Source organism: Mesorhizobium sp. M1A.F.Ca.ET.072.01.1.1 (assembly GCF_004023325.1).
GTDB lineage: Bacteria > Pseudomonadota > Alphaproteobacteria > Rhizobiales > Rhizobiaceae > Mesorhizobium.
This window is the reverse complement of record NZ_RZSF01000686.1, coordinates 1-700: the sequence shown is the minus strand read 5'-3', so window position 1 is coordinate 700 and position 700 is coordinate 1. Positions and strand designations below refer to the sequence as shown.

General features: G+C 67.3%; 1 protein-coding gene. It reads right to left on the bottom strand.

Annotated features, from left to right (window positions below):
* On the bottom strand, positions 1-688 hold a 688-nt coding region (locus EOA32_RS37555; RefSeq protein WP_128374334.1), incomplete at its 3' end, for an IS1380 family transposase.
* Between the last annotated feature and the right edge of the window lie 12 nt (positions 689-700).

Sequence of the window (700 nt, the reverse complement as noted above, 5' to 3'; positions counted from 1 at the left end):
GGATACGGGTGGTCGGCCAGCGGGCGCGGATGCGGCGCACGAGGCGGCGCAGATAGCCGCGGATCTCCTCGCCCGTCGGGGTCTTGCCGGGGCGCAGGATCATGGCGACCGGGCGGCCGGTGGCGGCGTCATAGACATGGATCGGCAGGAAGCAACGCTCGTCGTAGTGGGCGTTGAAGAGCGACAGCTGCTGATGGCCGTGAACGACATCGAGCGTATCGTCGACGTCGAGCGTGACGCTTTTCGGCGGCGCGGCGTAGCTCGACAGCCACAGATCGACCAGCACGCGGCCGAGCCGGATGACGGTCCTGATGTCGGGCAGGTTCTCCAGCCGCGAACACGTCGGCTGCGAGCACAGGTCGAGCCCGCTATCGGGCAACCGTCCGCAGGCGAGCTTGAAGGCTGGATCGGTGCGCAGCCGGTTGAGATCGTTGGCATCCTCATAACCGCAGGCGATGGCGAAGATGCGGGCGCGCAGGATGTCGGCCATGGCGTGCGTCACGCGCGCTCGATCACGTGGATCGTGGATCGCAGCCGCAAGCCGGTCGGCCAGTCGCAAACGCCGTTCGGCGGCCGCCAGAAGCATGACGCCGCCATCCGATGTGATGCGGCCGCCGTCAAACGCAGCTGTGATCTTCTTGCGTCCGACGGCTGGAAAAGACAGCGGCAGCAACGTATCCTCGGTCATGGCGGGTGGGGG